This window comes from Streptomyces sp. NPDC058257, assembly GCF_042881845.1.
GTDB lineage: Bacteria > Actinomycetota > Actinomycetes > Streptomycetales > Streptomycetaceae > Streptomyces.
The window spans coordinates 23,305-48,230 of sequence record NZ_JBHVXJ010000011.1; the positions used below are offsets into that span (position 1 = coordinate 23,305).

The window sequence follows — 24,926 nt, forward strand, 5'->3', positions numbered from 1 at the left end:
CCATGCCCGCGCGATCGGGATCGCATCGGAGGGGGTGGCGGGGGTCACGCGGGTACGCGTACTCCGGCGAGGTTCTCGATCATGCGGCGGGCGCTGGGACCGACGAGGGCGGACCACTCCTGCGGGGCCGCGCAGATCCATCTGGTGACCAGGGCGGAGAAGCCCTGCACGGAGCGGGCCAGCTCGACCAGACGCCGGTCGAAGCAGGTCGCGCCCTCCGGGGTGCGGACGAGCAGCACGCCGGTGCGGTGCACGAGATCGCGGACCCGTTCCTTGTCGTCGCCGGCCACCACGGCACAGAGCACGGCGTCCAGGACTTCGGGCTCCCGCTCCTGGGCCAGCAGCACGTCGAGGAGCTCCGTGCGCAGGGCGCGCGAGGCATCGGTGCCCTGCGCGGCGACGGGTGCGGCGAGCGCGGCGCGCACCGGGGCGGGGCGGTGCAGCAGAAGGTCCGTGACCAGTGGGAAGAGGACGGCGCGGACGCCGGGCCCCTGCTCGAACCGCAGGTCGAGGTGGGCGGCCACGTGCCCCGCCAGGTCGGGGCGCAGTTCGAGCGCGTCATGTACGAGATCGGCCACGCGCCGGGCGAGCGCGGGTGCCGTCACGTCGGCGAGGTCGCGCAGTACGTCCCCCGGCGTCGGGCCGGGGCCGTGCAGCCGGGTCCGGAAAGCGGCGAACACCTGCTCCGGGTGGGTGTCCAGGGCGGCGACGAGCGCGCTCGCGGGCAGCTGGGGGTCGCCGGCGATGAAGCGCTTCAGGGCGGGCGTCAGGTGGCGTTCGCGAGTCTGCGGGTCGCGTACGAGGAAGGCGAGGGCGGCGCCGTGCAGGGTGTCGTCGGCTGTGCGGGCGAGCAGGGAGAGGGCCGCGTTCCGCAGAAGTACGCGGTCGGCGTCCGTGCCCGCGTGCGGGGCGGCGCGCAGGCCGTAGGCGACGGCGGCGACATGGCGGGCGGGCCGCTCGTCGTGGATCCAGCGGTCGACGGCCCGGCAGATGGCCGAAGGCTCCTCCTCCGCGAGGGCGGCGAGCAGTTCGTCGGCGCGGGGGTGTGCGCAGTCGGCCAGGATCTCGATGAGGTCGTCGATGGCGCGGTGGCGGTGGGTGTGGAGGAGGGCCTGGGCGGCCGACGCGACGGTGGCGTGCGGGGTGGCTCGGAGGGGGCGCTCGTCGGTGAACCATCGGGTGAGGTGGGGTTGCACCGCGGCGGGGGCGGTGGCGAGCAGCTCGGCGACGGCGTCCAGGCTGCGGCCCTGCGGAGTGTCGGGCGGTGCGTCGTGGATCACGACCTCCCGCAGCAGGTCGAACCGGTCGCTCTCGGGGAGGGGCAGGCCAAGCCAGAACCTGGCGGGGTGCCTGCTGCCCTGCTGGGCGAGTACTTCGAGCACGGCGCGATAGGGCCGCGCGTCGGGCACGCGCAAGAGGGTCTCCCTCAACAGATGGGTGGCCCACCACTGGGCGTCCCCCCGCGCGTCGGCAGCCGGCGGTGCGGGCGGGTCCGCGTCCCCCTGCGATTCGGCAGCCAGCGTCGCGACTGAACTGTCCGCATCCGCAGCCGCATCCGCAGCCGCGTCCGCAGCCGGAACGGCACCCGGCGATGCGGGCGCGCGGCCCGCGCCCTCCGCCCAACCGGCACCCGACGGCGCAGACACCCGACCCACATCCCCCGCCCAACCGGCACCCGACGGCGCAGACACCCGACCCACATCCCCCGCCGAACCGACACCCGGCGGTGAAGGCTCCGTGCCCACGCCCCCCATCGAACCCGCACCCGACGCCGCAGGCACATCACCGACACCCCCCGCCGAACCAGCACCCGCCGATGCGGACACCCTGCCCACATCCCCCGCCCAACCGGCACCCGGCGGAACGGGCACGTCGCCCACGCCCCCCATCGAACCGGCACCCGACGCCACAGACGCACCGCCCCCGCCCACGCCCACGCCCACGCCCCTCACCGAACCGGCACCGGGCGGCGCAGGCACGTCACCGATGCCCCCCGCCGAGGCAGCACCCGACGCCGTCGGCACGTCGCCGACACCCTCAGCCGAACCAGCACCCGACGGCAGGGATTGCGCCCGCCCTTCCCCGAGTTCTCCGCCCCGCTCGCGCAGGGGCGGCCCTGCTCGCTCTGCGGAACGCCTGGCCACGGCCGTGGCGTCCTGTCCGTCACGCGTCTGGGCCCCGACGCCCGCAACGATGGCGCCCTCGCTGACGGGTGCCGGATCATCCGGCGGTGAGCAAAGCCCCCCGAACTTCGCCAAGTTCCGCAAGCGAGCCCCGAGTTCAGCAGCACCCCGTTGGCGGCCCAGGAACAGCAAGGCCTGGATCACCGGGCCGATCCGATGCCGGGGTACCGGCAGTGAATCCCCCGTCTCCGGCGCCGCGGGTCCGTGCCGGTACACCAGCGACCACAGCGCCCCGTCCACGTCCAGATGCGTTCCCTGGATCCAGTCCGCGAGCTCCTCGTGCGCGAAGCGGTATCCGTCCCCGGCAGGGACGAGCAGCCCCTCCGTGAGGACCGCGGAGGCCCATCCCGTCCCCCACGGGAACACCGCTTCGAACGACTCCCGGTCGAGCTCCCCCTGCCCCGGCCCCAGGGAGCGCCGCGCAGCCTCGTGCACCTGTCCGGACACCTTCGCCGCAAGGCGCCGCACAGCCGCTCCCCGCAGCCCGTTCGCCGCAGCGAGCCGCACCGCCACACGCAGGCACAGCACGTCCACGTACGCCTCGAAGATCTCCTCCCGGTCCGGGCGCCCCGGCGGCGGCTCCTCCGGCAGGGCCGCCCGCACCTCGGCGAGCAGCCGCAGGGCGAGGGGGTGGCGCGCATCGGGTTCGGCGAGCGCCCCGTCCGGGATGTCGTACCTCTCCCGGGCGATCCGTGCCTGCCTCTCGGGCAGATCGCCCAGCCGCACGCACCCCGCCGAAAGCGACGCGGGAAAGTGCGCCCCGGCCACCTCCCAGTACTCCGCCCGACAGGCCACCACGAGCCGCGTACCCGTCTCCCGCAGCCACTGAGACGTCCCCCCGCTCCACTCCGCGAGGCGGTGGGCGAGAGCCGGCGGCATTTCCTCGGGCCCGTCCAACAGCAGGAGCAGCGCCCGCCCCTCGTCCCGCACGAGCCGCGCGACCCGCCCCGCGGAGATGTCCCCGAGCCCGTCGTCCGCGTCGGCGAGCGACTCCCTCGATGCCGACGCCGACGCCGATACCGATGCCGACGCCGATGCCGATGCCTCCAGGATTCGCCCCGCCCGCTCGAGCGCCCGCTCCACCGCGTCGCCCACGCACGTGTCCGTGCCCTGAAGATCGGCGCCGCGCAGCCACAGCGTGGGAGCCGGTTCGGCGCCTCGCGCGCGGCCCGCGGCGAGGGCGGTGAGTTCCGTCGTCCGGCCGGTGCCGGGGGCGCCCACCAGGCCGAGCAGCTGCGCGGGCCCGGCGGTGAACTGGGCCAACTGCCGTGTGATGTCCGGGCGTTCGACCGGTTCGAGGAGCGCGGGGCGCGGCCCGTCGGAGCCCACCGACGTCGCCGCGAGGTGCAGCGCCCCCGCCAGGTTCAGATCGCACCCGTACGCGGGAACGGTCGCCGCGTTGTGCGCGAGGAGCTCGGCGAGCGGCCCGCCCGGATCGGCGGCGGCCGCCTCCCTCAACCGCAGGGCGAACCCCGCCGCACTGTGCTCGCCGTGCAGCGCGGTCCCCAGGACGGCGAGCACGGCCCCGGACGAGACGTCGACGACCGGGCTGCCCGCCGCTCCACCGCCGAGCCGCAGCGCGTCCGCGCCGTCCGTGCCGATCGCCAGCTCCATGGCGGCGTCGATCAGATGGAAGCGGTCCGTCGCCGTGTACGTCACCGGCGCCGGACCCAGGACCCGTGCCTGACGCAGGCCGCGCGCGACGAGGTGCACGTACGTCCCGACGGGGACGGCGTCGCGGACTGTGACCGGCAGCGGCCGCAGGCCGAGCCCGTCCGTGCGGACGAGGGCCAGATCGGCCTCGGGGAGAGCCACCACGGAATCGGCGGTGACCACACAGACGCGCTCCCCCGCCGCGTGCAGCACGACTCGCGCGAGGCCGTCGACCGCTTCATGGCTGGTGATCACCGTGCCGAGGTCGTCGGCGGCGAAGCCCATCCCCCGTGGGCGCCCGGCCAGATCGCAGATCCGCACCAGGGCCCCGTCCAGCGCCGTCGGGCCACCCTGTCCCGCCATGCCCGAACCTCCCGCGACGCGCCCCGTACTCCTGACGGTAGGTCGGCGGTGATCAGCGGGACAGAACGCGTAGCGAACGCGCCCCCTTCCGCTCCCTCATTTCACTCCGAGCGCCTGCCCGAAGGGGTGAATCGGCGGGGCGTAGTGGATACATCTTGAGGTGGGGGGGGCGGGGGTCAGCCGTGGAGCGGCGTGCGGCCACGCACACAACCGCCGCCGGTCCACAGCTGAATCCCCCGTACGGACAACGCACAGCCACTCAAGGCACAGCTGCACAAGGCGCGGCTCAGGCGAAGACGGCCAGGCTCTTGGCCTTGCCCTTCAGCTCCTCGGCCAGGACCAGGAACCGTCCCTGCGGATCGAAGACCGCGACGGGGCCGGCCCCCGCGTACTCCCCCGGCATCTCGATCCGTACGCCGTTGAGCAGCAGCCCCGCCCGCTTCTCGTCCACGTCCCAGCGCGGGAACGCGGCGGCCGCGGCGTCCGCCACCGGCATCACCGTCAGCTCCTCCTGGAGCTGGTCGATCGTCTTCGCCGTGTCCAGCTTGTACGGCCCGACCCGCGTGCGCCGCAGCGCCGTCAGATGGCCGCCGACCCCGAGATCCGCGCCGAGGTCACGGGCGAGGGCGCGGATGTACGTCCCCGACGAGCAGACCACCGACACGACCAGGTCGAGTACGGGGGTGCCGTCATCGGCGACGGCGTCCCTGACGTCGTACACGGTGAAGCCGGAGATCTTCACCGGCCGGGCGGGGATCTCGAAGTCCTCGCCCTGGCGCGCTCGCGCGTACGACCGCTTGCCGTCGATCTTGATGGCGCTGACCTTCGACGGCACCTGCATGATGTCGCCGGAGAGCTTGGCGATGCCCGCGTCGATGGCGTCCCGCTTGATCCCGGAGGCCCCCGGGATACCAGCCGACGAGATGAACTCTCCCTCGGCGTCGTCCGTGACCGTGTCCTGGCCGAGCCGGATCGTGCCGAGGTACTCCTTCTCCGTCAGCGCGAGATGCCCGAGGAGTTTGGTCGCCCGCTCGACCCCGAGGACGAGAACACCCGTCGCCATGGGGTCGAGGGTGCCCGCGTGGCCCACGCGGCGTGTCTTGGCGATCCCGCGCATCTTGGCGACCACGTCATGCGAAGTGAAGCCGGACGGCTTGTCGACGATGACAAGTCCGTCCGGCGTCTTGTTGCTGGTGCTGCTCATGCGCGGGCGTCGCCGTCCGTTTCCTCGTCGGAGTCGTCCTCAGGCTTGCGGTACGGGTCGGCCCCGCCGGCGAACTCGGCGCCCGCGGACACCTCGCGCACCTTCTCGTCCGAGAGCCTGGCCCTGTCGAGGAGGTCCTCGATGGCCTTGGCGTTGTCCGGCAGCGCGTCCGCCACGAAGGCGAGGCTCGGGGTGAACTTCACACCCGCGGCCGCGCCGACCGCCGAACGGAGGACGCCCTTGGCGCTCTCCAGGCCGGCGGCGGCAGCCGCGCGGTCCTCGTCGTCCCCGTAGACCGTGTAGAAGACGGTCGCCTCCCGCAGATCACCCGTGACCCGGGTGTCCGTGATGGTCACATGCGTACCGAGCCGCGGGTCCTTGATCCCGCGCTGCAGCTTCTTGGCAACCACCTCTCGGATGAGGTCCGCCAGCCTTTTCGCCCGCGCGTTGTCGGCCACTGCTCCGTCTCCTTCTTCGCCTTGCTGTGCAATCAGTCTTCGTCGCCGTGGAGCCTGCGTCGAACGGAGAGCAGCTCCACCTCGGGACGGGCGGCGACCATGCGCTCGCACCGGTCCAGTACGTCGGTGAGGTGCCCCGTCTCCCCGGAGACCAGCGCGAGGCCGATCTCGGCCCTGCGATGGAGGTCCTGGTTCCCGGTCTCCGCCGCGCTCACTCCGTGCTTACGGATGAGTTCGGCGACGATCGGGCGGACGACGGAGCGTTTCTCCTTCAGCGAGTGAATGTCGCCGAGGAGCAGATCGAAGGACAGAGTCCCCACATACATGTGTGTCCGGATGTCCCGCCGGTTCGGGTTCGTGCCCCGCCAACCACTTGGCAGGGACACAAGAACCGTACACGCAACGACCGGGGCCGATCGACGGGATTTACTCCCCTCGACCGGCCCCGACCAGAGCTGCGGTGATCAGCCTCGCGGCTTCTCGCGCATCTCGTACGTCGCGATGACGTCATCGATCTTGATGTCGTTGAAGTTGCCGAGGTTGATACCGCCCTCGAACCCTTCGCGGAGCTCCGTGACGTCGTCCTTGAAGCGGCGCAGACCGGAGATGTTGAGGCTCTCCGCGATGACCTTGCCGTCGCGGATGAGGCGCGCCTTGGTGTTGCGCTTGACCTCGCCGGAGCGGACAAGAACACCGGCGATGTTGCCCAGCTTGGACGAGCGGAAGACCTCGCGGATCTCCGCCGTGCCGAGCTCGACCTCTTCGTACTCCGGCTTGAGCATGCCCTTGAGGGCCGCTTCGATCTCTTCGATCGCCTGGTAGATGACCGAGTAGTACCGGACGTCCACACCTTCGCGCTCGGCCATCTGTGCGGCACGACCGGCCGCACGGACGTTGAAGCCGATCACGATCGCGTCGGAGCCGGTCGCCAGGTCGATGTCCGACTCGGTGACCGCACCCACACCGCGGTGCAGGACGCGGATGTCGACCTCTTCGCCGACGTCGAGCTGGAGCAGCGAGGACTCGAGAGCCTCCACCGAACCGGACGCGTCGCCCTTGATGATGATGTTGAGGTCCTGCACCAGACCAGCCTTGAGTGCCTCGTCCAGGTTCTCCAGGGAGAACCGAACGCCCTTGCGGGCGAAGCGGACGTTGCGCTCACGGGCGGCACGCTTCTCGGCGATCTGACGGGCCGTACGGTCCTCGTCGACGACCAGGAAGTTGTCGCCGGCACCCGGGACGTTGGTGAGACCGAGGACGAGGACCGGAGTCGAGGGACCCGCCTCTTCCACGTTCTCGCCCTTGTCGTCGAGCATCGCGCGGACTCGGCCGTACGCGTCGCCGACCACCATCGTGTCACCGACGCGGAGGGTACCGCGCTGGACCAGGACGGTCGCGACGGCGCCGCGGCCCTTGTCCAGGTGGGACTCGATCGCAATACCCTGCGCGTCCTGCTCAGGGTTGGCGCGCAGGTCGAGCGAGGCATCCGCGGTCAGGACCACGGCCTCCAGGAGGGCCTCGATGTTCTCGCCCTGCTTGGCGGAGATGTCGACGAACATCGTCTCGCCGCCGTACTCCTCCGCCACCAGACCGAACTCGGTGAGCTGACCGCGCACCTTGGTCGGGTCGGCACCTTCGACGTCGATCTTGTTGACCGCGACCACGATCGGCACGTCGGCCGCCTTGGCGTGGTTCAGCGCCTCGATCGTCTGCGGCATCACACCGTCGTTCGCCGCGACCACGAGGATCGCGATGTCGGTGGACTTCGCACCACGGGCACGCATGGCGGTGAACGCCTCGTGACCGGGGGTGTCGATGAAGGTGATGCGGCGGTCCTCGCCGTTGACCTCGGCACCGACCTGGTACGCACCGATGTGCTGCGTAATACCGCCGGCCTCGCCCGCAACGACGTTCGTCTTGCGGATCGCGTCCAGAAGTCGGGTCTTACCGTGGTCGACGTGACCCATGACGGTCACGACCGGCGGACGCGCGACGAGTGCTTCCTCGCCGCCCTCGTCCTCACCGAACTCGATGTCGAAGGACTCGAGGAGCTCGCGGTCCTCCTCCTCCGGGCTGACGATCTCAAGGACGAAGTTCATCTCGTCCGCGAGGAGCTTCAGCGTCTCGTCCGGGACGGACTGCGTGGCAGTGACCATCTCGCCGAGGTTCATCATCACGCCGACGAGCGACGCCGGGTTGGCGTTGATCTTCTCGGCGAAGTCGGTCAGCGAGGCACCACGGGACAGGCGAACCGCCTGGCCGTTGCCGCGCGGCAGCATGACGCCGCCGACCGACGGAGCCTGCATCGACTCGTACTCCTGGCGCCTCTGCCGCTTCGACTTGCGACCACGACGCGCGGGACCGCCGGGGCGACCGAAGGCGCCCTGCGTGCCACCACGGGCGTTGGGACCACCCGGACGACCGGCGAAGCCGGGACGGCCACCGCCACCGGGACGACCGGCGAAACCGCCGCCACCGCCACCGGGACCACCGGGACGACCGGCGAAACCGCCGCCACCGCCACCGGGACCACCGGGACGACCCGCGAAGCCGCCGCCACCGGGACGACCGCCGCCGCCACCGGCACCGCCGGGACGACCGCCGCCACCGGGACCACGGCCACCGCCGGGGCCACCACCGGGACGCGGACCCGCGGCGGGACGCTGCGGCATCATGCCCGGGTTCGGACGATTAACACCGGCGCCGGGCGCACCGCCACCGGGGCGCGGAGCGCCACCCTGCGGGCGGGGCATGCCGCCGGGGCTGGGGCGAGCGCCGCCCTGACCCTGCGGACGAGGAGCACCCTGGCCGCCGCCCTGGCCCTGCGGGCGCGGGGCGCCGCCGGGACCGCCGGGGCCACCCTGGCCGCCGGGGCGCGGGGCGCCACCCGGACGGGGCGCCTGCGGGCGCGCCATGCCGGTGGAGCCACCAGAGGTGAAGGGGTTGTTGCCGGGGCGCGGTCCTGCCGGACGGCCACCGGGGCGCGCAGCGCCACCCTGGCCGCCGGGACGCGGAGCGCCACCCTGACGGTCGTTGCGGTCGCCACGACCCTGACCACCCTGACCGCCCTGACCCTGACCACCCTGGCCGGGGGCCGGACGGCCCGCGGGCTTGGGGGCACCCGGGCGAGCGCCCGGACGGGGGCCTGCCGGAGCCGAGGAGGCGGCCGGGGCAGCCGGCGCGGCCGGCGGAGCGGTGAACTCCGGGGCGGCCGGAGCCGGGCTCGCCGGTGCGGCGGGCGCGGCCGGGGCAGCCGGAGCCGCCGGGGCGGCCGGAGCTGCCGGGGCGGCCGGAGCTGCGGGCGCCGGCTTGGGCGTCGGCGGCTTCGGGCCCGGACGCGGGCCGGGAGCAGCCGGAGAGGCCGCGGGCTTGTCGGCCGCGGCGGCGGGCTTGGCCGCCGGCGGCTTGGGCGCGGCCGGACCCGGACGGGCGGCCTGCGCGGGAGAGGGGGACGCCGAGCCCGAGGGGGCCGGCGGCTTGGGGGCGGCCTGCTTGCGCGGCGCCCCGGGCTTGGCGGCGGCCTTGCCGTTGCCACCACCCGTGTTCAATGCGTCAGTCAATTTCCGTACAACGGGCGCCTCGATCGTCGAGGACGCCGAACGTACGAATTCACCGAGTTCTTGGAGCTTGGCCATGACGACCTTGCTCTCTACGCCGAACTCCTTGGCGAGCTCGTATACCCGGACCTTAGCCACTTCGCTCCTTTTAGGTCCGGGTTACGCCGGACCGTCGCTACTTCATGGGCGTACTCATCGCGTGCTCATCGAGTGCTCATCGCAATCTCGACCTACTTCCAACTCGCGGAATACCAGGGCCGCGCGGGGTTCCGCGCGACCTTCCTTACGGTGTTGCCTGCTGGGCAACTGTCTCGACGACTCGGCGCAAGTCCGCCGTATCGAGTGGGCCCGGGGCCCGGAAGGCCCTCGGGAACGCTCTACGTCGGACCGCCAGGTCGAGACAGACCGGGACGGGGTGGATATACGCACCCCGGCCGGGCAGCGTACCGCTTGGATCGGGGGCGCAGACGCCCTCTTTCGCCACGATGCGCAGCAGATCGCTCTTGGCCGCTCGCTCCCGGCACCCCACACAGGTGCGTTCAGGGCATGCGCGGGCTTGCGTCCGGCCAGACACGATTAAGTCTACCTCCCCGCACCGACCTCACCCCTTTGGGGCAAAAATCGAACGGTTGTTGTCTTGATCAGGGGCTCGATCAGGGGCTCGATCAGGTCTGAGTCAGCACCCGATCCAGCACCAAATCCAGCACTCGATCAGCACGGATCAGCACGGATCGGCACGGGTGGACGACGAGCAGCACGGATCGGCGCCGATCGGCACCGATCAGGACTCCGGGGAGTCCTGCGGCTGCTCGGTGTCCGGACGGATGTCGATGCGCCAGCCCGTGAGCCGCGCGGCGAGGCGGGCGTTCTGGCCCTCCTTGCCGATCGCGAGGGACAGCTGGTAGTCGGGCACCGTCACCCGCGCGGAACGGGCCGCCATGTCGACGATCTCCACCTTGCTGACCCGCGCCGGGGAGAGCGCGTGGGCGACCATCTCGCCCGGGTCGTCCGACCAGTCGACGATGTCGATCTTCTCGCCGTTGAGCTCGGCCATGACGTTGCGCACGCGCTGGCCCATCGGGCCGATGCAGGCACCCTTGGCATTGAGCCCGGAGCGGGTCGAGCGCACCGCGATCTTGGTGCGGTGACCGGCCTCGCGGGCGATGGCCGAGATCTCGACCGACCCGTCGGCGATCTCCGGCACCTCGAGCGCGAAGAGCTTCTTGACGAGGTTGGGGTGCGTACGGGACAACGTGACCGAGGGGCCACGGACGCCCTTGGCGACCCGCACGACGTACGAACGAAGGCGCAGGCCGTGGCCGTACTCCTCGCCGGGCACCTGCTCCTGCACCGGCAGGATGGCCTCGAGCTTGCCGATGTCGACGAGCACGTTCTTCGGGTCACGGCCCTGCTGGACGACGCCCGTGACGATGTCGCCCTCACGGCCCGCGTACTCGCCGAGCGTCGCGTCGTCCTGGGCGTCGCGCAGGCGCTGCAGGATGACCTGCTTGGCGGTCGTCGCGGCGATGCGGCCGAAGTCCGACGGGGTGTCGTCGAACTCCTTGGCCTCCTGGCCCTCTTCGAGATCCGCCGGGTCCTCCGTCGCCCACACCGTGACGTGGCCGCTGTCGCGGTCCAGCTTCACGCGTGCGCGACGGAAGCTGCCGTCGGTACGGTGGTAGGCGATGAGGAGAGCGGACTCGATCGCCTCGACCAGCAGGTCGAAGGAGATCTCCTTCTCCCGGACCAGACCCCGCAGGGCACTCATGTCGATGTCCACGGCTACGCCTCCTCTTCCTTCTTGTCCTTGCGGTTGAACTCGACCTCGACGCGCGCCTTGGCGATCGCGTCGAAGGCGAGCCTGCGGGCGGTGGGCTTGCGCCCCTTCACGCCCGGTACTTCAAGATCCACGCCTTCGTCGTCCACCTCGAGGATGCGGGCGATCAAGTCGTCGCCGCCCTCCGTCAGCTGGAACTTCACCAGGCGGCCGACGGCGCGCAGGTAGTGGCGGTGCTCCGTCAGCGCGCGCTCGGCGCCCGGGGAGCCGACTTCGAGGGTGTATTCGCCGTCGCCCATCGCGTCGCTCTCGTCGAGCTTCTCGGAGAGTTCGCGGCTGATCTCGGCGATCTGGTCCAGGTCCACGCCGTCGTCGGAGTCGATCACCACTCGCAGCACCCGCTTGCGTCCGACCGAGGCCACTTCGATCTCTTCGAGATCCAGTTCCTTCGAGCTGACGAGCGGTTCCAGCAGTTCTCGCAGCCTCTCGCTCTGGGTGGTGCTCATCCGGGTGACTCCTCGGCCGCGTGTGCTGTTGTGGGATCGTCGTGTGTCAGGTCAAAGGGTATCCGGTCCGGAGGGGTGTTGCCGCCCGCTGCCCGACCGCCGCCCACCCGCCGGGCGGCGCCGCCCGGCCGCCGCACGCCCGGCTTCGAGCCGCTCACGAGTACGAGGGCCGCGCGAAGGTACGGTGATCACCGGGCTCCCGCCCGGCTTCGCCCGCCCGCCTTCTGACTGCCTGCCCTTTTCTGACTGCCTTTTTCTGACTGCCTGCCTTGCTGGCCTTCCTGCCGAGGACGTCTGCTGTGCCGTCGTATCCCACCCCCTCGCACGCCCACTCGGGGCCGCGCCGCAGGAGTCTGCTGACCGGGGCCGCCAGAGCGGCGGGGGCCGTGCTGCTCTCGGGCTGCTCGGGCTCCGGCTCCACGGACGCGGACGAGCGTCCTTCCGCCGCCGCGCGGCTGCGCGCCCTTGCCGCCGAGGACAGCGGTGAGCTGCTCGGGCGGTACGACGCCGTCCTTGCCGCGCATCCCGCGCTCGCCGGACGGCTCGATCCGCTGCGGGCGGAGGTGAAGCGGCACGAGACGGTCCTGGCCGAGGGCTCCACTCCCCCGCCTTCGTCCGGTTCTCCGTCCGCGTCCGCCTCGCCCGCACCGAAGCCCTCCGTCCCCAAGGACGAGAAGGACGCCGTGCGCGAGCTCGCCGAGGCCGAGCGTGATCTGGCGAAGCGGCGCGGGAGCGCGCTGCTCGACGCGCCCGCGGAGCTGGCCAGGCTGCTCGCGTCGGTGGCCGCCGCGGGCGCCGCGCACGCGTATCTGCTGACGGAGGACGCCAAGTGAGCGATTCCAAGGACGAGTTGAAGGCGGTACAGGCCGCCCTGGCCGCCGAGCACGCGGCCGTGTACGGCTTCGGGGTCGTCGGCGGCAGGATCGGCGAGGGCCGCAGGGCCGAGGCGCGCACGGCGTACGACACGCACCGCGCCCGGCGCGACGAGCTGCAGCGCGCGGTGCGCGACCTGGGCGGCGAGCCCGAGCCGTCGGCGGCCGCCTACGCGCTGCCGTTCGCGGTGCCGGACCCGGCGGCGGCCGTGCGGCTCGCGACGGACCTCGAGGAGCGGGTCGCGGGGGTCTACTCGGATCTCGTACGGGCCTCCACCGGCGCCCGGCGCGGGAGCGCCGCCGAGGCGCTGCGGGACGCGGCGGTCCGTGCGGCGCGGTGGCGCGGCGGGAGCGTAACCTTCCCTGGTCTCGCCGAGCGGGCCACGCGGCCGGACACCTCCGGGTCCGCGGCCCCCAAGGCGTAGGGCGCTCTTGGCAGTAATGCTCTTGGCAGTCAGGAAGGGAACGACTCGCGTATGGCTCTCGAACCGCCCCAGCGCCTGGTCACCGCACTCGGTGAGACGGCGCAGGACGGCGACGACTGGCTGGAGAGGCTGCCCGAGGCAGCCGAACAGGCCGTCGCTCTACGCGAGTTGACCGTCGAGCGCGTCCATGTACCCGGTGGACGCAGCGGTCTCGCCGTCCTGGTACGTCTCGCCGACGGCACACCCGCGGTCCTGAAGCTGGTGCCGCCGAGGTCTCGGCCACAGAGCGAGCGGGCCGCGCTCGCGCACTGGGCCGGGTTCGGTGCCGTACGCCTCCTCGATCCGTCCGCCGCCGACGGTGCGCTCCTCCTTGAGCGGCTGCACCGCGATGTGTCGGTGCGTTCGCTGCCCGAGGCCAAGGCTCTCCTGGAGGCGGCGGGCACGCTGCGGCGGCTGTGGGTGGAGCCGCCGTCGAACCACCGCTTCGAGACGGTCGCAGAGCGGACGGGGCGGCAGGCCGACGCGATGCGGGCGTCCGCCGACGGGGAGGTCGCACCGCTGGTGGAGGCCGCGCTCGCCGCGCGGGAGGAACTCCTCGGCGGGGACGCGGAGGTGCGGCTGCTGCACGGGACGTTCCGGCAGAGCAAGGTGCTCGCGGGTGAGCGGCTGCCGTGGCTGGCCGTGGGGCCCGATCCGGTGATCGGGGAGCCCGCCTTCGACCTGGCCCGGCTCGTACGCGACCGCGTCGAGGACCTGATCGCCTCCCCCTCGGGGTCTTCGATCACCCGCCGCAGGGTGAAGAAGCTGGCGGAGTCCTTGGATGTCGACCAGGAGCGGCTGCGGGGGTGGACGCTGTTCCGGGCCGTTGAGTCCGGGGTGCGGGCGCGGCGCGTCGGGCGTGAGCAGGATGCGGAGCTGTTGTTGGAGTTCGCGGGGTGGCTGTAGGGGCGTTTCCTTTCCCCAACCCCGCCCCTTCCCGAAAACCCGCTCTGGCGCGGGGGCCTTGGTGGACGTCATCACCGGCTTCGCCGAGTTCGTCCGCAGACGCCGGACGGGCTGAAAAAATCAGCCCGTCCGGCGTCTGAGGGCTTTTCGGGGGTCCAAGGCCCCCGGCCCGGCTCAGGCCGTGAGCCGCGCGACAGCCTCCGCCACGGTCAGCTCCTCGCGCTCCCCGGTCCTGCGGTCCTTCAGTTCCACCACGCCCTCGGCGGAGCGGCGGCCCGCGACCAGGATCTGAGGCACGCCGATCAGCTCGGCGTCCGTGAACTTCACGCCGGGCGAGACGCCCGCCCTGTCGTCGACCAGGACCCGTACGCCCGCCGCGTTCAGCTGCTCGGAGACGTCGAGGGCGAGCTCCGTCTGGAGCGCCTTGCCCGCGGCCACCACGTGGACGTCGGCGGGGGCGATCTCCTTGGGCCAGCACAGACCCTTGTCGTCCGCCGTCTGCTCGGCCAGCGCCGCCACCGCGCGTGAGACGCCGATGCCGTACGAACCCATGGTCACGCGGACCGGCTTGCCCTGCTGGCCCAGGACGTCCAGCTGGAAGGCGTCGGCGAACTTGCGGCCGAGCTGGAAGATGTGGCCGATCTCGATGGCGCGGTCCAGCTTCAGGCCCGTTCCGCACTTGGGGCAGGGGTCGCCCTCCTCGACGACCACGACGTCGAGGTAGTCGTCGACCTCGAAATCACGGCCCGCGACGACGTTCTTCGCGTGCGTGTTGATCCTGTTCGCACCGGTGATCCAGGCCGTGCCCGCCGCCACCCGCGGGTCGGCGATGTAGCGGACCTTGTCCAGGCCCTGCGGGCCGACGTAGCCGCGTACGAGATCGTCGCGGCCCTCGAAGTCCTCGGCCGTCACCAGCTCCACGACGGCGGGCGCCAGGTGCTCGCCGAGCTTGCCGAGGTCGACCTCGCGGTCGCCGGGGACGCCCACGGCGACGATCTCGCCGTCGACCTTGACCAGGAGGTTCTTCAGGGTCGCGGACGCGGCCACACCGAGGTGGGCCGCGAGCGTCTCGATGGTCGGGGTGTCGGGGGTGTCAAGATCCTCGACGGGGCCGTGCGCAGAGCCGTCCGCCTCGGGGGCGACGAAGGACACCGCCTCCGTGTTGGCCGCGTAGTCGCACGCGGGGCAGTCCACGAACGTGTCCTCACCGGCGGGCGCGGGCGCGAGGAACTCCTCGGAGGCCGAGCCGCCCATCGCGCCGGAGACGGCGGAGACGATGCGGTGGTCGAGGCCGAGGCGCTCGAAGATCTTGATGTACGCGGCCCGGTGCAGGGCGTAGGACTCGGCGAGGCCCTCGTCCGTCGTGTCGAAGGAGTACGAGTCCTTCATCTGGAACTCGCGGCCACGGAGCACACCGGCGCGGGGGCGGGCCTCGTCGCGGTACTTCGTCTGGATCTGGTAGAGGATCACCGGCAGGTCCTTGTAGGACGAGCACTGGTCCTTGACGATCTGGGTGAAGATCTCCTCGTGCGTGGGGCCGAGGAGGTAGTCCGCGCCCTTGCGGTCCTTGAGGCGGAAGAGCAGGTCGCCGTACTCGTCGTAGCGGCCCGTCGCGTCGTACGACTCCTTGGGCAGGAGTGCGGGCAGGAGGACTTCCTGGGCGCCGATGGCGTCCATCTCCTCGCGCACGACGTGCGAGATGTTCTCCAGGACCTTCTTGCCGAGCGGCAGCCAGGACCAGATGCCGGCGGCGGTGCGGCGGACGTATCCGGCCCGGACGAGCAGCTTGTGGTTGAGCGTCTCGGCGTCCGCCGGGTCGTCGCGCAGTGTCTTGATCATCAATCGGGACATGCGCTGGACCTGGGCCATGGTGAACTCCTGCGTATGGGGGTCCCCCCTGCTCCGGCGAAGCCGAGAGCTTGGGGGAGGGTGATGGCAGGAGGTTACTTGGGGCGCGGGCGCGGGCGGAAATCGGTCAGGTGCCGGGCCGCCTCAGCGGCAGGGGCGCGCCCATCACCGCGTACGGCCTCGCGGCGCTGGGGAACTGCACGTCGCGGGCCAGGTCGGCGTAGCCCAGGGAGCGGTAGAGGCCGCGTGCGGGGCTCTCCGTGTCGATCGCGGAGAGGATCGAGCGTGGCTGGTCGGCGGTCTCCGTGATGGTGGTGATCAGGGTGCGGCCGACTCCGCGGTTCTGGTAGCCGGGCTGGACGTGGAGCTCGGTGATCACGAAGGAGTCGTCGAGCCAGCCGTCCACGCCTCCGGCGCGCAGATACGGCTCGACGACCGTGGACCACCAGTGGCCGCGGTCGTTGGGCATGCCGTAGACGAAGCCGACGAGCCGTCCCTCGGGGGTGGTGGCGCCGAGCGCGCGGGCGCCGGGGTAGGTGATGTGCCGCAGCACGATCTGCCGCCGCACGGTCACCTCGTCGTCGCTGAGACCGAAGGCGTGGGCCTGCACCCGCAGCGCTTCGTCCACGTGCGTGGCGAGGTCCAGCGGCCCGATCACGACGTCGTCAGTCATGCGCCGAACTTTAACTCGCGGACGCGGGTACGTGAGGAGTGCGGTGTGAGACGTGACGGAGCTAGAACAGGACGCTCATGAACGCCCCGACCTCCTGGAACCCGACCCGGCGGTACGCCGCCCTGGCCGCGGTGTTGAAGTCGTTGACGTAGAGGCTGACGACCGGGGCGACGTCCGCGAGGGCGTAGCCGAGGACGGCGGCCATGCCCGGCGCGGCATATCCCTGCCCGCGGTACTCGGGGGCCACCCAGACGCCCTGCACCTGGCAGGCCAGCGCCGTGGCCGCGCCGATCTCGGCCTTGAATATGACCTTGCCGTCGCGGTCGAGGCGCGCGAACGACCGCCCGGCGCCGACCAGTTCGGCGACCCGCGCCTGGTAGAGGAGGCCGCCGTCGCCCGCGAGGGGCGAGATGCCGACTTCCTCGGTGAACATCGCCACGCACGCGGGCATGATCGTCTCCATCTCGTCCTTGCGGACGCGACGGACGTAGGGGTCCGGGACGGTGTCCCGCGGGAGGCGGTCGGTGACCATCAGGGGCTGCTGGGCGCGGACCTCGCGGGCGGGGCCCCAGGACGGTTCCAGGAGCCGCCACAGCTGGGCGGTGGGTTCGGCGGGGCCGACGATGGAGGAGCAGCGGCGGCCTGCCCTGCGGGCGCGGTCCGCGAAGGCGCGTACGGCACGTGGGGTCGCGCATATGGGGACGAGGTTGGCGCCCGCGTAGCAGAGGGACTCCAGCATTCCGTCCTGGTACCAGCCCCACATCTCGCCGCCGAGGCGCCATGGGTCGAGGCCCGCGACCCGGACCCTCGAGGCCACGAAGGCGTTGGCCACCGGCTCGCGGTCCAGGACAGCGAGCGCGGCGTCCAGGTCACTCGGTTCGAGGACCCTGGTGGTGGTCTGAGTCAACACGTGCGGGGGCCTCACCATTACGGTCTGCTAGATCTCCGCACTGTACCTGGCGGGGGCGCCTTGTGACTCGGGGTGGCTTGGAGGGGGCTTTGTCGCCTTACTTCTGCGGGCGGGGCTTTCCTTCGCCTCCAGGCAGAACGCGGGCCCCGCCACCAAGTGGTGGCGGGGCCCGAATCGCGTATCGAGCCACGCGCGGCTCAGCGCGGCGCAACCGCTCGGCGCAGTGCAACCGCTCGGCGCAGTGCAACCGCTCGGCGCAGTGCAACCGCTCGGCGCGGTGCAACCGCTATCCGGCGATGGCGACCGTCGGCTCGCCCGAGGGGATTCCGTCCTTCTCCATCTGCTCGGCGATCTTCATCGCCTCTTCGATGAGGGTCTGAACGATCTTCGACTCGGGGACGGTCTTGATGACCTCGCCCTTGACGAAGATCTGCCCCTTGCCGTTGCCGGACGCGACACCGAGGTCGGCCTCACGGGCCTCACCGGGCCCGTTCACGACACACCCCATGACCGCGACACGCAGCGGCACCTCCATGCCGTCCAGGCCCGCGGTCACCTCTTCGGCCAGCTTGTAGACGTCCACCTGGGCCCGCCCGCAGGACGGGCACGAGACGATCTCCAAACGGCGCGGCTTGAGGTTGAGGGACTCCAGGATCTGGAGGCCGACCTTGATCTCCTCGACCGGCGGAGCCGAGAGCGAGACCCGGATCGTGTCGCCGATGCCCTCGGAGAGCAGCGCACCGAAGGCCACCGCCGACTTGATCGTGCCCTGGAAGGCCGGACCCGCCTCCGTCACACCGAGGTGCAGCGGATAGTCGCTGGCCGCGGCGAGCTGGCGGTAGGCGTTGACCATGACCACCGGGTCGTTGTGCTTGACCGAGATCTTGATGTCACGGAAACCGTGCTCCTCGAAGAGCGACGCCTCCCAGAGCGCCGACTCGACCAGCGCCTCCGGGGTGGCCTTCCCGTACTTCTGAAGAAGACGCGCGTCCAGGGAGCCCGCGTTGACCCCGATCCGGATCGGCGTGCCCGCGTCGTTCGCGGCCCGCGCGATCTCCTTGACCTTGTCATCAAACTGCTTGATGTTGCCCGGGTTCACCCGCACCGCGGCACAACCGGCGTCGATCGCCGCGAAGACGTACTTCGGCTGGAAGTGAATGTCCGCGATCACCGGAATCTGCGACTTCCGCGCGATCGTGGCAAGCGCGTCCGCGTCATCCTGCGTAGGACAGGCGACCCGCACGATCTGGCAGCCGGACGCGGTCAACTCCGCGATCTGCTGCAGCGTCGCCCCGATATCGGACGTACGCGTCGTCGTCATCGACTGCACCGACACCGGTGCGTCTCCGCCGACAGCCACCGTCCCGACCTGGATCTTGCGGCTGACCCTGCGGTCGGCGAGCTTGGTCGGAACAGACGGGATTCCGAGAGAAATGGCAGTCATCTGGCGTGCATCCCCAAGGTGTGGATCATGGTCCCGAGATCGGCGGGCTCCAGGCTTCGAGATTACGGCACCCCGAAGGGCCCGAGCACATCACGCCCCCGAGTCCACCCAATAGTGGGCGGCCAGCCACATACGGTGCCTGGCCGCCGCAAACTTTACGCAATCAGGAAATTCTGACTGGGTTAACTACATCCGCGATCAGGACGAGGATCGTGAAGCAGATGAAGATTCCAGCCACCACGTAGGCGACGGGCATCAGCTTCGCGACATCGAAGGGGCCCGGGTCGGGCCGCTTCAGGAGCTTGGCCGCTTGGCGTCGCAGCGATTCCCACAGTGCTCCGGCGATGTGCCCGCCGTCCAGCGGAAGCAGCGGCAACATGTTGAACAGGAACAGCGAGAGGTTGAAGCCCGCCACCAGGAACAGCATCATCGCGATCTGGTTCTCCGGCGGGATGTCGAGCGTGAAGACCTCGCCGCCCACCCGGGCCGCGCCCACGACACCCATCGGGGAGTCCTGTTTGCGGTCGCCGTCACCGAAGGCCGCGTCCCAGAGGTCCGGGATCTTGGACGGCAGTGCGACGAGCGACTGGACGCCGTTCTCCATCATGTCGCCCATGCGGCTGACGGAGTCGCCGAAGCCCTGCTGGACGATGCCGGTGGCGGGGGTGAAGCCGAGGAAGCCGGCGCTGACGTACTTCCCTTCCACGTAGCCGCCGTCGCCGTCCGTCTTGCTGACCTGGTTCTTGATGAGGTTGGCGTGCAGGTCCACCCGCTTGCCGTCGCGCTCGACCGTGATGGTGGCCGGGCCGATGGTCTCGCGGATCTTTCCCTGGAGCGCGGACCAGTCGTCGACGGGCTTGCCCTGGAAGGCGACGATCTTGTCGCCGAGCTTCAGTCCTGCCGCCTTGGCGGGCGCGACCGTGTCGCCCTTCTCGCACTTGGAGCGGTTCTCGCTCTGCTGGATGACGCAGTCGGACACCTTGCCGACGGACGTCGTCTGGGTGCTGATGCCGAACGTCATCATCACGCCGAGGAAGATCGCCACGGCGAGGATCAGGTTCATGAACGGGCCCGCGAACATCACGATCACGCGCTTCCACGGCTTGCGCGTGTAGAAGAGACGGCTCTCGTCGCCGGGCTTGAGCTCCTCGAAGGCGGCCGACCGCGCGTCCTCGATCATGCCGCGCCAGGGGGACGTCGAACGCGCCTCGATGCGGCCGTCAGGGCCTGGCGGGAACATGCCGATCATGCGGATGTAGCCGCCGAGGGGGATGGCCTTGACGCCGTACTCGGTGTCGCCCTTCTTGCGCGAGAAGATCGTCGGGCCGAAGCCGACCATGTACTGCGGCACACGGATGCCGAACAGCTTGGCGGTCGACAGGTGGCCCAGCTCGTGCCAGGCGATCGAGAACAGCAGCCCGACCGCGAAGACGACTATGCCGAGGATCATCATCAAGGTCGTCATGCGCGGGCCTCCGCGGTCGCCTTCGCTGTCAGTTCACGTGCCCGGGCACGTGCCCAGGTCTCCGCTTCGAGGACGTCCGCGACGGTCAGGGAGGTTCCCGCAGACGGTGTGCCGTGTTCGGCGACGACCTTCGTGACGGTCTCCATGATCCCGTTGAAGGGCAGGGCGCCGTTCAAGAACGCGTCCACGCACTCCTCGTTGGCGGCATTGAACACCGCCGGGGCCGTGCCCGCGAGCTTCCCCACATGTCGGGCGAGCCCGACCGACGGAAAAGCGTCGTTGTCGAGGGGGAGGAACTCCCAGCTCGACGCCTTCGTCCAGTCGAACGCGGGGGCCGCGTCCGGCACCCGCTCGGGCCAGCCGATGCCGATGGCGATCGGGCCGCCCATGTCCGGCGGCGTGGCCTGGGCCAGGGTCGATCCGTCGGTGAACTCGACCATGGAGTGCACGTAGGACTGGGGGTGGACCACGACCTCGATGTGCTCGAAGGGGATGTCGTAGAGGAGGTGTGCCTCGATGACTTCCAGGCCCTTGTTAACGAGCGTCGCGGAGTTGACGGTGATGACCGGCCCCATGGCCCAGGTGGGGTGCGCGAGTGCCTCGTCCGGTGTGACGTTCGCCAGATCGGCCTTCGTACGGCCACGGAACGGGCCGCCGGACGCCGTGACGACCAGCTTGCGCACATCGGCGCGGGTGCCCGCGGCGAGCGCCTGGAAGAGGGCGGCGTGCTCGGAGTCGACGGGGATGATCTGCCCCGGCTTGGCGAGCGCCTTCACCAGCGGGCCGCCGACGATCAGCGACTCCTTGTTGGCGAGCGCGAGGGTGCGGCCCGCCTCGAGCGCGGCGAGGGTGGGCGCGAGCCCGATGGATCCCGTGATGCCGTTCAGGACGGTGTGACACCGGGACGCGGCGAGCTGGGTGGCCGCCTCGGGACCGGCGAGGATCTCGGGCAGCGGCTCGGTGCCGTACTGCCCCTTCAGCGCCTCGCGCAGCGCCGGTACGACGTCCTCGCGGGCCACCGCGACGGTCCGCACCCGCAGCTGCCGTGCCTGCTCGGCGAGGAGCGACACGCGGCCACCGGCGGCGGAGAGCGCGGTGACGCGGAAGCGACGGGGGTTGCGCAGGACGAGGTCGATGGCCTGGGTGCCGATCGACCCGGTCGACCCGAGGATGACGATGTCCCGCGGTCCGTCCGTGACGACGGGGTCGAAGACGAGATGCGGGTCGGCGAGGGGGGCTGGACTGTCGCTCATCCCCCCATTCTTGCCTGGGCGGCTGTGTATGGGTGCACCGCTCCCCGATCCGGTCGGTCGGAATCGTGTTCCTGGGCGGTCGCAATCGTGTTCCTGGCGGTCTCGATCGTGTTCCGGGCCGCCTTCCTCGCGTTCCGGGCAGCCTTCCTCGCGTTCCGGGCAGCCTTCCTCGCGTTCTGGGCGGTGTCCCCCGCGTTCCGGGCGGTGTCCCTCGTGTGCGAGGCGGGCTCCATGGAGTGCGAGGCGGGCCCCATCGAGTCCGGGGCGGGACCTTTGGCCAGTCGGCCGGGGACGGGTCCTGAACCCGCCCCGGCCGCCGCTTCAGCGGATCGGGCGGTGGACGTTCTCCCGCTTGGAGGGGCCCGGTGTGGCGTCCGCGATCCAGGGGCCTTCACCACTGGGGTCGACGACGCCGGATTCCAGCCAGGTGTACGTGCCGGACAGGACGCCCTTGACCACCTTGTGGTCGATGTCGTCCGTGTTGGTCCACAGCCGGTCGAAGAGCTCGTCGACGCGGATGCGGGACTGGCGGCAGAACGTGTCGGCCAGCTGATACGCCTCGCGGCCGTGGTCCTCGGTCGTCCGCAGGAGCTCGGCGCGTACGCACGCCGCGCTCATCGCGAAGAGTTCGGCGCCGATGTCGACCACACGGCCCAGGAAGCCCTGCTTGGTCTCCATCTTTCCCTGCCAGCGCGACATCGCGTAGAACGTGGAGCGGGCCAGCTTGCGGGCGGCCCGCTCCACGTAGCGCAGATGCGGGGAGAGGTCCGCGTGGCCGCTGGGGTGGAACTCGGCGTACGAGCGCGGGAGTTGGCCTGGACCGGTGACCAGCTTCGGCAGCCAGCGGGCATAGAAGCCGCCTGCCTTCGCGCCCGCCTTCGCCTTGTCGGAGAGCGACTTGTCCGGGTCGATCAGGTCGCCCGCGACCTTGAGGTGCGCGTCCACCGCCTCACGGGCGATGAGCAGGTGCATGATCTCCGTCGAGCCCTCGAAGATGCGGTTGATGCGCAGGTCGCGCAGGACCTGTTCCGCCGGGACCGCGCGTTCGCCGCGGGCGGCGAGGGACTCCGCCGTCTCGAAGCCGCGGCCACCGCGGATCTGCACGAGCTCGTCGGCCATCAGACAGCCCATCTCCGAGCCGTACAGCTTGGCGAGCGCCGCCTCGATGCGGATGTCGTTGCGGTCCTCGTCGGCCATCTGCGACGACAGATCGAGTACGGCTTCGAGGGCGAAGGTCGTCGCCGCGATGAAGGAGATCTTCGCGCCGACCGCCTCGTGGAACGCGACCGGCTTGCCCCACTGCTCGCGTGCGCCCGACCACTCACGGGCGATCTTCAGGCACCATTTGCCCGCGCCGACGCACATCGCGGGCAGCGAGAGGCGTCCGGTGTTGAGGGTCGTCAGAGCGATCTTCAGGCCCGCGCCCTCCGGGCCGATGCGGTGCGCGGCCGGCACGCGGACCTGGTGGAAGCGGGTCACGCCGTTCTCCAGGCCGCGCAGGCCCATGAAGGCGTTGCGGTGCTCGACGGTGATGCCGTCCGCCGCGGCCTCCACCACGAAGGCAGTGATGCCGCCCTTGTGGCCCTCGGACTTCGGTACGCGCGCCATGACGACCAGGAGGTCCGCCACGACGCCGTTCGTGGTCCAGAGCTTCACACCGTCAAGGACGTATTCGTCGCCGTCCGGCACGGCCGCCATCGCCATGCGCGCCGGGTCGGAGCCGACGTCCGGCTCGGTCAGGAGGAACGCGCTGATGTCCGTACGCGCGCAGCGCGGCAGGAACTCGTCCTTCTGCTCCTGGGTGCCGAACTGCTTGAGCGGCTGGGGTACGCCGATCGACTGGTGGGCGGAGAGCAGCGCGCCGATGGAGGGGTTGGCGGATCCGACCAGGGCCAGGGCCTTGTTGTAGTACACCTGAGTGAGGCCGAGCCCGCCGTACTTGGTGTCGATCTTCATGCCGAGCGCGCCGAGCTCCTTGAGCCCGTTGATGACCTCGTCGGGGATCTTCGCCTCGCGCTCGATGCGGGCCGAGTCGATCTTCGTCTCGCAGAAGTCGCGGAGCTTGGCGAGGAACTCCTCGCCGCGTCGTGCGTCCTCGTCGGCGGGCATGGGGTGCGGGTGGATCAGGTCGAGCCGGAAGCGGCCGAGGAAGAGTTCCTTGGCGAAGCTGGGCTTGCGCCAGTCCTGTTCGCGGGCGGCCTCGGCGACCTGCCGGGCCTCGCGTTCGCTGACGGACGCCCCGGAAGGGGGTGTGGGTTGTTCGGGCATTGAGGAGCTCACCTCGCCGCGAAGTGGGGCCGATCGGCTCCGGTTGACCCGATCTCGACCCGGTCGGTTACTGACTGGTGCTACTCGATCGTATGGATCGTATGTACCCGATTCGTCCGGAGCCCACCAGTCCTCGCGCAGCGTTCGGCGCAAGGCGTCCTCGTGTACGAGAACGGCCGGAGCCCCCGCACAGTGGGTCCCACATGAGCACGCTGCCCCCTGTCGCCCGAAGACCGACAGGCAGGAGGCCAACCCAACAGGGGGCGGAGCGGGCAGGTCGTCATTGCGTTGCGAAGCCGTAGGCGAGGGCGCTCATCACGGCCAGGAGAGCGGCCAGGTATATGGCCTGAGCAGCGATGGTGTGCCACATCGGGATCTCGTCGGCGGGCTGCTCCTCCGGAGGCGGTGCGACTTCCGCCCAGACCCGCTTGCCCCACCGGAACTCGTCGACGCCCCACCGCGGCGTCAGAGCCTCGATGAGAAAAAGGCCGCGCCCGCTCTCGCCGAGCGCCTCGCCGGTGCGCGCAATCTGAGGCAACTGCTGAGAAAGATCGACGACCGCCACCTTCACCCGGTCTGTCGCGACACGGGCCACCGTGACGCGGATCGAGGAACCCTCCCCATGGACGACTGCGTTGCCGACCAGCTCACTGGCCACCAAGCGGGCCGTCTCCGCGAGATCGCTCAATCCCCAGTCCGCGACAGCCTTATCCACCATCTGCCGCGCCGCCCTGGCGGACTCCGCCTTGCGCGGCAGGATCTCGGTGGACACCTCCGAGCCATCTGCGGCGTACAGAGCACACATCACGCGTCACCCGCCATCCGCATGTAGTCCAAGGCGACGAGCGGCGGCCGACTGAGTTCTCCCGGAGATGAGGGCACGACCGCCCAGTGCGTCTCGGGCCCGTCGTAGTCCGTGGGCCGGATTGGTGGGCAGGCGAACTGGTTACCCGCAGCGATGACCGGGCCGCCGTCAAGCGCCTGTGCGAGGCTGGCGACGGGCCATGTCTCGGACCCGGCCGCGGCGTGGACCACTTCACGGGAAATGCGGGTGGCGGTGAACAGCAGACCGCAGCGGAGGAACGTCGCTCCGTCTTCGCCCCAACCCCATCGGGGCTGCCT

19 protein-coding genes are annotated in these 24,926 nt (G+C 70.9%); 3 read left to right on the forward strand and 16 right to left on the reverse strand.

Annotated elements, in window-relative coordinates:
• Positions 1-44: 44 nt before the first annotated feature.
• The 8 genes from ACFVXC_RS24915 to rimP form a co-directional block, all read right to left on the reverse strand.
• Positions 45-4,199, reverse strand: coding sequence for a serine protease (locus tag ACFVXC_RS24915; protein ID WP_389908767.1), 4,155 nt, complete (start codon positions 4,197-4,199; stop codon positions 45-47).
• Positions 4,200-4,485: 286 nt separating this feature from the next.
• Positions 4,486-5,403, reverse strand: a complete 918-nt coding sequence (gene truB / locus ACFVXC_RS24920) for a tRNA pseudouridine(55) synthase TruB (protein ID WP_389908770.1) — start codon at positions 5,401-5,403, stop codon at positions 4,486-4,488.
• The gene (gene rbfA / locus ACFVXC_RS24925; protein ID WP_389908773.1) at positions 5,400-5,861 is read right to left on the reverse strand and encodes a 30S ribosome-binding factor RbfA; all 462 of its coding nucleotides are present in this window, start codon (positions 5,859-5,861) and stop codon (positions 5,400-5,402) included. Before rbfA ends, truB begins: the two co-directional genes overlap by 4 nt.
• A gap of 32 nt (positions 5,862-5,893) precedes the next feature.
• On the reverse strand, positions 5,894-6,187 hold the full coding sequence (locus ACFVXC_RS24930; protein WP_383324322.1) for a DUF503 domain-containing protein: 294 nt from the start codon (positions 6,185-6,187) through the stop codon (positions 5,894-5,896).
• A 138-nt stretch (positions 6,188-6,325) separates the two neighbouring features.
• Positions 6,326-9,556 carry a translation initiation factor IF-2 gene (infB, locus tag ACFVXC_RS24935; protein ID WP_389908776.1) on the reverse strand — a complete coding sequence of 1,077 codons (3,231 nt, stop codon included), beginning with the start codon at positions 9,554-9,556 and terminating at the stop codon, positions 6,326-6,328.
• 145 nt (positions 9,557-9,701) lie between these two features.
• Positions 9,702-9,992, reverse strand: coding sequence for a YlxR family protein (locus tag ACFVXC_RS24940; RefSeq protein ID WP_389908779.1), 291 nt, complete (start codon positions 9,990-9,992; stop codon positions 9,702-9,704).
• A gap of 207 nt (positions 9,993-10,199) precedes the next feature.
• Positions 10,200-11,198: a transcription termination factor NusA gene (nusA, locus tag ACFVXC_RS24945; protein WP_389908781.1), complete on the reverse strand. Its 999-nt coding sequence runs from the start codon at positions 11,196-11,198 to the stop codon at positions 10,200-10,202.
• 2 nt (positions 11,199-11,200) lie between these two features.
• Positions 11,201-11,701 (reverse strand): ribosome maturation factor RimP, encoded by a 501-nt coding sequence (gene rimP / locus ACFVXC_RS24950; RefSeq protein ID WP_389908784.1) that lies wholly within the window; start codon positions 11,699-11,701, stop codon positions 11,201-11,203.
• Between the two features lie 299 nt (positions 11,702-12,000).
• On the opposite strand from rimP, the gene ACFVXC_RS24955 reads away from it, so the two are divergent.
• From ACFVXC_RS24955 to ACFVXC_RS24965, 3 genes are read left to right on the forward strand one after another with little or no spacing between them, the layout of a single operon-like run.
• Complete coding sequence (locus ACFVXC_RS24955; RefSeq protein WP_389908787.1) at positions 12,001-12,534, forward strand: hypothetical protein; 534 nt, start codon at positions 12,001-12,003, stop codon at positions 12,532-12,534.
• A complete protein-coding gene (locus tag ACFVXC_RS24960; protein WP_389908790.1) occupies positions 12,531-12,998 on the forward strand; it encodes a ferritin-like domain-containing protein in 468 nt (155 codons plus the stop codon). Before ACFVXC_RS24955 ends, ACFVXC_RS24960 begins: the two co-directional genes overlap by 4 nt.
• Positions 12,999-13,049: 51 nt before the next feature.
• Positions 13,050-13,943, forward strand: a complete 894-nt coding sequence (locus ACFVXC_RS24965) for an aminoglycoside phosphotransferase family protein (RefSeq protein ID WP_389908793.1) — start codon at positions 13,050-13,052, stop codon at positions 13,941-13,943.
• 174 nt (positions 13,944-14,117) lie between these two features.
• Here the strand turns inward: ACFVXC_RS24965 and ACFVXC_RS24970 are convergent, their stop codons facing one another.
• The 8 genes from ACFVXC_RS24970 to ACFVXC_RS25005 form a co-directional block, all read right to left on the reverse strand.
• Positions 14,118-15,812 carry a proline--tRNA ligase gene (locus ACFVXC_RS24970; protein ID WP_389908795.1) on the reverse strand — a complete coding sequence of 565 codons (1,695 nt, stop codon included), beginning with the start codon at positions 15,810-15,812 and terminating at the stop codon, positions 14,118-14,120.
• 106 nt (positions 15,813-15,918) lie between these two features.
• Positions 15,919-16,464, reverse strand: a complete 546-nt coding sequence (locus tag ACFVXC_RS24975; RefSeq protein ID WP_389908798.1) for a GNAT family N-acetyltransferase — start codon at positions 16,462-16,464, stop codon at positions 15,919-15,921.
• A 61-nt stretch (positions 16,465-16,525) separates the two neighbouring features.
• Positions 16,526-17,374: a GNAT family N-acetyltransferase gene (locus tag ACFVXC_RS24980; protein WP_389908801.1), complete on the reverse strand. Its 849-nt coding sequence runs from the start codon at positions 17,372-17,374 to the stop codon at positions 16,526-16,528.
• Between the two features lie 286 nt (positions 17,375-17,660).
• The gene (gene ispG, locus ACFVXC_RS24985) at positions 17,661-18,818 is read right to left on the reverse strand and encodes a flavodoxin-dependent (E)-4-hydroxy-3-methylbut-2-enyl-diphosphate synthase (protein WP_389908804.1); all 1,158 of its coding nucleotides are present in this window, start codon (positions 18,816-18,818) and stop codon (positions 17,661-17,663) included.
• Positions 18,819-18,981: 163 nt separating this feature from the next.
• Positions 18,982-20,283 (reverse strand): M50 family metallopeptidase, encoded by a 1,302-nt coding sequence (locus ACFVXC_RS24990; RefSeq protein ID WP_389908807.1) that lies wholly within the window; start codon positions 20,281-20,283, stop codon positions 18,982-18,984.
• Positions 20,280-21,536, reverse strand: coding sequence for a 1-deoxy-D-xylulose-5-phosphate reductoisomerase (dxr, locus tag ACFVXC_RS24995; protein WP_389908809.1), 1,257 nt, complete (start codon positions 21,534-21,536; stop codon positions 20,280-20,282). Before dxr ends, ACFVXC_RS24990 begins: the two co-directional genes overlap by 4 nt.
• A gap of 321 nt (positions 21,537-21,857) precedes the next feature.
• Positions 21,858-23,804: an acyl-CoA dehydrogenase family protein gene (locus ACFVXC_RS25000; RefSeq protein WP_389908812.1), complete on the reverse strand. Its 1,947-nt coding sequence runs from the start codon at positions 23,802-23,804 to the stop codon at positions 21,858-21,860.
• 280 nt (positions 23,805-24,084) lie between these two features.
• Positions 24,085-24,576, reverse strand: coding sequence for an ATP-binding protein (locus ACFVXC_RS25005; protein WP_389908814.1), 492 nt, complete (start codon positions 24,574-24,576; stop codon positions 24,085-24,087).
• Positions 24,577-24,926 lie beyond the last annotated feature (350 nt).

Coding starts and splice junctions, on each gene's coding strand:
- ACFVXC_RS24915 (WP_389908767.1), bottom strand. CDS start 4,199: ATGGCGGGACAGGGTGGCCCGACGGCGCTGGACGGGGCCCTGGTGCGG.
- truB (WP_389908770.1), bottom strand. CDS start 5,403: ATGAGCAGCACCAGCAACAAGACGCCGGACGGACTTGTCATCGTCGAC.
- ACFVXC_RS24930 (WP_383324322.1), bottom strand. CDS start 6,187: ATGTATGTGGGGACTCTGTCCTTCGATCTGCTCCTCGGCGACATTCAC.
- rimP (WP_389908784.1), bottom strand. CDS start 11,701: ATGAGCACCACCCAGAGCGAGAGGCTGCGAGAACTGCTGGAACCGCTC.
- ACFVXC_RS24965 (WP_389908793.1), top strand. CDS start 13,050: ATGGCTCTCGAACCGCCCCAGCGCCTGGTCACCGCACTCGGTGAGACG.
- ACFVXC_RS24970 (WP_389908795.1), bottom strand. CDS start 15,812: ATGGCCCAGGTCCAGCGCATGTCCCGATTGATGATCAAGACACTGCGC.
- ACFVXC_RS24975 (WP_389908798.1), bottom strand. CDS start 16,464: ATGACTGACGACGTCGTGATCGGGCCGCTGGACCTCGCCACGCACGTG.
- ispG (WP_389908804.1), bottom strand. CDS start 18,818: ATGACTGCCATTTCTCTCGGAATCCCGTCTGTTCCGACCAAGCTCGCC.
- ACFVXC_RS24990 (WP_389908807.1), bottom strand. CDS start 20,283: ATGACGACCTTGATGATGATCCTCGGCATAGTCGTCTTCGCGGTCGGG.
- dxr (WP_389908809.1), bottom strand. CDS start 21,536: ATGAGCGACAGTCCAGCCCCCCTCGCCGACCCGCATCTCGTCTTCGAC.
- ACFVXC_RS25000 (WP_389908812.1), bottom strand. CDS start 23,804: ATGCCCGAACAACCCACACCCCCTTCCGGGGCGTCCGTCAGCGAACGC.